Genomic DNA, 6,531 nt, shown 5'->3' with positions numbered 1-6,531 from the left:
TAACGGCCGGTGGGGGACGGCCGGTGGGGGTGAGAAGGCCGTCCGGGGTTGCCGCGAGTGCCTCACTGACCCCCCACCGGCCGTCATGGCCCATGGGGGTCCCCCCGGCCGAAGGCTGGGGGGAGGGAGGGCGGCGGGAAAATCCCCCGCCCACCACGACCGCCCGCGTCAGGACTTCTCGGTGACCCCCGCAGAGTCGAACGTCGCCACCTCGTGCATCGCTCGCGCAGCACTCTGCACCAGCGGCAGCGCCAGCAGCGCGCCGGTGCCCTCGCCGAGGCGCAGGTCGAGTTCGACGAGCGGGCGCAGGCCGAGCTTGGTCAGCGCCGCGCGGTGGCCGGGCTCCGCGCTGCGGTGGCCGGCGATGCAGGCCGCGAGGACCTCGGGGGCGATGGCGCGGGCCACCAGGGCGGCCGCGCCCGCGCTGACGCCGTCGAGGATGACCGGGGTCCGCAGGGACGCGGCGCCGAGCAGCAGGCCCACCATGGCCGCGTGCTCGAGGCCGCCGATCGCCGCGAGGACCTCGATCGGGTCGGACGGGTCGGGCCGGTGGAGTTCGAGGGCGCGCCGCACGACGTCGATCTTGCGGGCGTGCATCTCGTCGTTGATGCCGGTGCCGCGGCCGGTGACCTCCGCCGGGTCGACCCCGGTGTAGACGGAGATCAGGGCCGCGGAGACGGTGGTGTTGGCGACCCCCATCTCCCCGGTGAGCAGCGCCTTGTTGCCCGCGGCGACGAGGTCGCGGGCGGTCTCGATGCCGACCTCGATCGCGCGCAGTGCCTCCTCGCGCGACATGGCGGGCCCGGCGGTCATGTCGGCGGTGCCGGGACGGACCTTGCGGGGCAGCAGACCGGGGGTGCTGGGCAGGTCGGAGGCGACGCCGACGTCCACCACGCACACCTCGGCGCCCACCTGGTGGGCGAAGGCGTTGCACACGGCCCCGCCGCCGAGGAAGTTGGCGACCATCTGGCCGGTGACCTCCTGGGGCCAGGCGGTGACGCCCTGGGCGTGCACCCCGTGGTCCCCGGCGAAGATCGCGACGGCCGCGGGCTCCGGGATGGGCGGCGGGCACTGCCGGGACAGGCCGCTGAGCTGCGCGGAGATGATCTCCAGCATGCCGAGCGCGCCGGCCGGCTTGGTCATCCGCTTCTGCCGCTCCCAGGCCTCGCCGAGCGCCTTCGCGTCGAGCGGGCGGATGCCGCGGAGGGTCTCCTCCAGGAGGTCGTGCGGCTCCTCGCCGGGCAGGGCCCGGTTGCCGTACTCCTCCTCGTGGACGACCCAGGCCAGCGGGCGCCGCTTGGACCAGCCGGACTGCACCAGTTCGGGGTCCTCGGGGAACTCGTCGACGTAGCCGACGCAGAGGTACGCGACGACCTCGAGGTGCTCGGGCAGCCCGAGTTCGCGGACCATCTCGCGTTCGTCGAAGAAGCTGACCCAGCCGACGCCGAGGCCCTCGGCGCGCGCGGCGAGCCAGAGGTTCTCCACGGCGAGCGCCGACGAGTACGGGGCCATCTGCGGCTGGGTGTAACGGCCCAGCGTGTGGCGGCCGCCGCGGGTGGGGTCGGCGGTGACGACGATGTTGACCGGGGTGTCGAGGATCGCCTCGATCTTCAGCTCGCGGAACTGCTTGGCGCGGCCCTTGGGGAGGGACTTGGCGTACGCCTCGCGCTGCTGCATGGCGAGCTCGTGCATGCGCTCCCGGGTCTTGGCGGAGCGGATGACGACGAAGTCCCACGGCTGGGAGTGGCCGACGCTCGGCGCGGTGTGCGCCGCCTCCAGCACGCGGATCAGCACCTCGTGCGGGATCGGGTCCTTGCGGAAGCCGTTGCGGATGTCCCGGCGCTCGCGGATGACGCGGTGCACGGCGTCCCGTACGGCGGGGTCGTAGCCCTCGGCGGCGGGCAGCAGCAGCTCCGGGTCCTCTTCGTCGGCGACCGGCGCCTCGGGCTCCTCGGACGCCTGCGGCTCGGCGACGGTGACCGGGGTCTCCTCCTGCACGACCGCGGCGGGTGCGGGCTCGGCGACCGGCTCGACTGCGACGGGCGCCTCCGGCTCCACGACGGGCACAGGCTCGGGCTCGGGCTCGGGCTCCACCACGGCCTCGACGACCGGCTCCGGCTCCGGCTCCGGCACGACGACGACCGGCTCCGGTACGACCGCGACCGGCTCGGGCTCCGCGACAGCTTCGGGCACCGCGACGGGCTCGGGCGCCTCCGGTACGACCGGTGCCACGGGCACCTCGGCGGCGGGCTCCATGCCGAACGGCAGCGGCTCGTCCGGGGTTTCCAGCGGCGACGCGGGGGCGGCCACCGGCTCGGGTTCCGGTGCGGGTGCGGGCGCGGCCACGACGGCCTCCGGCACCGGGGCCGTCCAGGTCTCGCCGGACGCGGGGGCCGGCACCGGCGCCTGGGTCTCGGCGGGGGCCTCGTCGCGGGGGATGTCCAGGTACTCCGGTCCGATGGTGGGCGGCCCGGACTGGGGCATGGGCGCCGGGACCGGCTGCGGCGCGGGCGGCGGCGTGGCCGGGCCGCGGTCGGCCAGGGAGCGCACGATGCCGCCGCCGTTGGACGGGTCCGGGATCGGGGGGCCCATGTGGAGCGGGCGCCGCGGCGGTACGGGAGCGGTCTCCTGCAGCTGCGCCTGCGCGGGCACATGGGGCTGCGGGGCCGGCTCGGCCGCGCGGACCTGGACGGCCTCCTCCGCGGGCCCGGGCTGCGCGACGGGCTCCGCGGCCACGGGCACGGCCTGCTCCGGCACCGCGTGCTCGATCACGAACGGGGCGGGCTGCGGCGGCACGGCCTGCTCGGCCGGGACCGGTTCCGGGGCCGGCACGCCCGGTGCGACCTGCATCTCCGTGCGGACGGCGGAGTAGTCGAGGGAGACGGAGTCGCGGCCGCCGCTCTCGTGGGCGTCGTGCTCGATGCCCTGCGGCGCCACCGGAACCCCGTGCGGGGTGTGCTCGACCGGCACGGGGGTGGGGGCGGGGGCCTGCGCCGGGACCGGCGCGGCCGGGATCACGGGAGCGGGCGCCGGAACGGGTACGGCGGCGACCGGCGCCGGCTGCGGCGGCACGGGCTGCGGGTCGCCCCAGGACCCCTGCAGACCGGGCATCAGCAGCATCTCCTCGTCCTCCTCCACCGGCACCGGGCCGGAAGGCTGGTCGAGGTAGTGGTACTCGGGAGGAACCGGCGCGGTGAGCGGATCGACATCCCACGAGGGGACGGACTGCTGCTGCGCGCCACTGCCGGGAAGGTCGGCGTGCGGCTGCAGAACCGCTTCTTCGCCTGCGTTCTCCGGCAGCCCCTCACCCGGGACCTGGCCGGTGTCAGTCATGCGTGCCCCTCGCCCATCGGTTTCGCTCCTTCCATCGCTGCGCCGAGCACACTGCCCACAGAGAGAACGAGCGTGGGCGGCAACCGGCACGACGACGGCGATTGACCGGTACTGACCATTACTGATCAGCCCTCACGCGACGTCAATGCGCGACAACGGCACAGCGGTCCGTCAGCCTACCGTGCGTGTGCCCGCGCGTGCTCAGGGGGGTTCACCTCAAACCGGTGCCAATGCGGGCGCAACCCACTGGCTCACCTGCGGTGTCCGAGGAGCGCGAAGACCACCGTGCGCTCCCGCTCGGACCACTCGTCGTCCAGCTCGACTGCCTGCAACAACGCGCGTTCCACGGTGTATCCGCCCTCGTCGAGGGCGCGGCTGACGGCTTCGGCCTCGTCCCGGTTCGCCGCGCTCGCGGCGATTCGCTCCGGCCGGCGCGCGGCGCAGGCGGCGACGACCTCCGGTCCGCCGCCTCCGATGCGCACGATGTCCGGTTCCGGAAGGTCCTCCAGCACGTGCGGGGCCTGGCCGTGGACGACCCGGACCTGGACCCCGAAGTCCCGTGCGGTGTCCTCGATCCGGTCGCACGCCGCGGCGTCGGCCTCCACCGCGATGACGGCCGCGCCGAACCGCGCCGCCTCCACGGCGACGGCCCCGCCGCCGGCGCCGATGTCCCAGAGCAGGTCGCCAGCCCGCGGTCCGAGCCGGGCCAGTTGCAGGGCGCGCAGGTGCGCCGGGCCGTCCCCGGGCACGTACCGCTCGGCGGGCAGCGCCCAGCCCCGTACGCGGTCGGACGAGTCGGGGTCCCCGCCGGCGAGCCAGCCGGCCTGCGCGGCGGCGGCCGGAACCGGAACATGGGCGGGGGCGGCGGCCGGGGCGGCACCGACGACGAGGACGACGTTGGGGTCCCGCCAGGTGTGGTCGGCGACCTTGTCGGAGGTGAGCACGGTGACCTGCTCGTGCTCGGTGCCGAGGGCTTCGCAGATCACGAAGGTGCGGTGCTCGTCGCCGAGCAGCAGGGCGAGTTCGGCCGGCCCGGCGCCGGGGGCCGTGAGCACGGCGACCTTGGGATGGGCGCGGCAGACGTTGACGGCCCGCCGCAGGGTGCGGGTGTGCGCCACGACCACCCGGGCGTCGTCCCAGGGCATCCCGGCCCGGGCGAAGGCCTGGGCGACCGAGGAGACGCCGGGGACGACCTCGACCTCCAGCCCGTACTCGGGGGTGCGCAGGGCGCGGACGACGCCGAAGAAGCCGGGGTCGCCGTCGGCGAGGACGACCGCGGTGCCGCGGTGCCGCGCGATGCGGCGGGCGGCCAGGTCGATGCTGCCCAGTACGATCCGCTCGGCGTCCTCCGGCACGAACGGCAGTGCCAGGTGGTGCCGGGTCCCGGCCACCAGGGTGGCGGCCGACAGCGCGGAGCGCGCTGCCTCGCCCGGTGGTGAGCCGTCCCACCCGATCACGGTGACACGGTCGGCCATCGTCGTCCTGCCTCCTGGGCGCGTCGCGGTGTGGTGCCCGGGGGGAGGTGATCCCGGGGTGTGCACAGTACCCCGGCCAGGATCTTGCGCTAGCGGGTGCTCACTGCCAGTCGGCGTACGCCGCGTAGTCGGAGCCGTCGGCGGACTCCTCCGCGAGGCCGTCGAGGTCCTCCGGGAGCAGGCTCCAGACGATCAGGTCGGTGCGGATCTCCTCCCAGCGGCCGCCCTCCGTCTGCGTGCGGACCAGGCCGGCGTTGCGGAGCACGCCCTCGCTGATGCAGCCGATCTTCTGCGCGACCTGCTGCGAGGCGGCGTTGTCCGCGGCGGTGCGCAGTTCCAGGCGCTCGAACTTCTGGTCGTCGAAGAGCCACTGGGCGGTGGCCTGGACGGCCTCCGCCGCGTAGCCCTCGCCGCGCGCCCAGGGGGCGATCATGTAGCCCGCCTCGCTGCTGCGGATGCGCCAGTCGGTGCGCTGCAGGTGGACGGTGCCGACCAGCCGCTGGGTGAGGAACTCCGTGACGGCGAGCACGATGCCGCGGCCTTCCGCGCGCTCGGCGGGGGCGAACCCTGCGATGAAGGAGCGGGCGTCCGCCTCGGTGTAGGGATACGGCACGGAGGTCCAGGCGATGACGGACTCGTCGTTCATCATCTCCGCCAGGGCGGGGACGTCGGACTCCTCGTACGTGCGCAGCACCAGCCGCTCCGTACTGATGGAGATCTCCGGGAAGCTGGTCATTCGACGCTCCGTAGCCAGGGCATGTGTGAAGTGCACAGCATGCAACATCCACCGGGTCACCGCAGGACCGGGTCGCCGCGGGGGCCTGCGCGGCCGTCGCCCCAGCGTACGTCCAACCATCGGCACGACGGGAGCAGTTGGTGTGCTGTTCCCCGGCTTTTCCGCAGGTCCGCTACGCCTGTGGTCATACGGTCCTGCTAGCGTCTGCCCGCGTGACGGTGCACCACGCAGCAGGAGTCGGATATCAGCGGGCCGCGGGTGTGTACGAGCGGTCGCGACCCTCGTACCCCATGGCGGCCCTGGCCGAGTTGGCGGACGCGCTGCCCCTCGAGGCGGGCCGCACGGTGGTCGACCTGGGTGCCGGCACCGGCAAGTTCACCCGTCTGCTGGCGCTGACCGGCGCCGAGGTGATCGCGGTCGAGCCGGTGACGGAGATGCGGGAGCGGCTCGCGGAGCTGCTGCCGGGGGTGCGGGTGTCGGCCGGGACGGCCGAGGCCACGGGCCTGCCGGACGGGTGCGCGGACGCGGTGGTGGCCGCGCAGTCCTGGCACTGGTTCCAGGAGGAGGAGGCCCTGGCGGAGGTCGAGCGCCTGCTGCGGCCGGGCGGTTCGCTGGCCCTGGTGTGGAACACCTACGACACCTCGGTCCCCTGGGTGCGGGACTACCAGGACATCGTCTTCCGGCTCGCGCCGCGTGATCTGCCGAGCCCGCTGGACGACGGCTGGCGCAAGGCCTTCACCGGCCGCCGGGGCTGGTCGCGGGTGCACGAGCGGCACTGGCCGAACCTGCACTCCACGACGGTCTCGGACGTGGTGGAGCGGATGACGTCCTCCAGCCACATCGCGGTGATGGACCCGGCGGAGCAGGAACGGGTGCTGGCCGAGGTGGAGGCGGTGCTGGCAGGGCACGACGCCACGCGCGGCAAGGACGCCGTGGACATGCCCTACACGACGGACGTGTACTGGGTGCGGCGGCGCTGATCCCCCG

4 protein-coding genes are annotated in these 6,531 nt (G+C 74.6%); 1 reads left to right on the top strand and 3 read right to left on the bottom strand.

All coding sequences use genetic code 11. The features are described from left to right. Positions 1-168: 168 nt before the first annotated feature. The 3 genes from cobT to PV350_RS12655 all read right to left on the bottom strand — a co-directional run bounded on the left by cobT (position 169) and on the right by PV350_RS12655 (position 5,544). Positions 169-3,333: a nicotinate-nucleotide--dimethylbenzimidazole phosphoribosyltransferase gene (cobT, locus tag PV350_RS12665; RefSeq protein ID WP_500333771.1), complete on the bottom strand. Its 3,165-nt coding sequence runs from the start codon at positions 3,331-3,333 to the stop codon at positions 169-171. A 251-nt stretch (positions 3,334-3,584) separates the two neighbouring features. Continuing rightward, the gene (gene cbiE, locus PV350_RS12660; protein ID WP_499510842.1) at positions 3,585-4,808 is read right to left on the bottom strand and encodes a precorrin-6y C5,15-methyltransferase (decarboxylating) subunit CbiE; all 1,224 of its coding nucleotides are present in this window, start codon (positions 4,806-4,808) and stop codon (positions 3,585-3,587) included. Positions 4,809-4,908: 100 nt separating this feature from the next. Further along, entirely contained in the window at positions 4,909-5,544 is a 636-nt protein-coding gene (locus PV350_RS12655) for a GNAT family N-acetyltransferase (protein ID WP_499510843.1), read from the bottom strand. Positions 5,545-5,756: 212 nt separating this feature from the next. On the opposite strand from PV350_RS12655, the gene PV350_RS12650 reads away from it, so the two are divergent. Next, a complete protein-coding gene (locus PV350_RS12650; protein ID WP_500322380.1) occupies positions 5,757-6,524 on the top strand; it encodes a class I SAM-dependent methyltransferase in 768 nt (255 codons plus the stop codon). The last annotated feature ends 7 nt before the right edge of the window (positions 6,525-6,531 follow it).

It is taken from the genome of Streptomyces sp. PA03-6a, assembly GCF_033792765.1.
Lineage (GTDB): Bacteria > Actinomycetota > Actinomycetes > Streptomycetales > Streptomycetaceae > Actinacidiphila.
The sequence above is the reverse complement of the archived record's forward strand: the minus strand, read 5'-3'. Positions and strand labels throughout refer to the sequence as shown.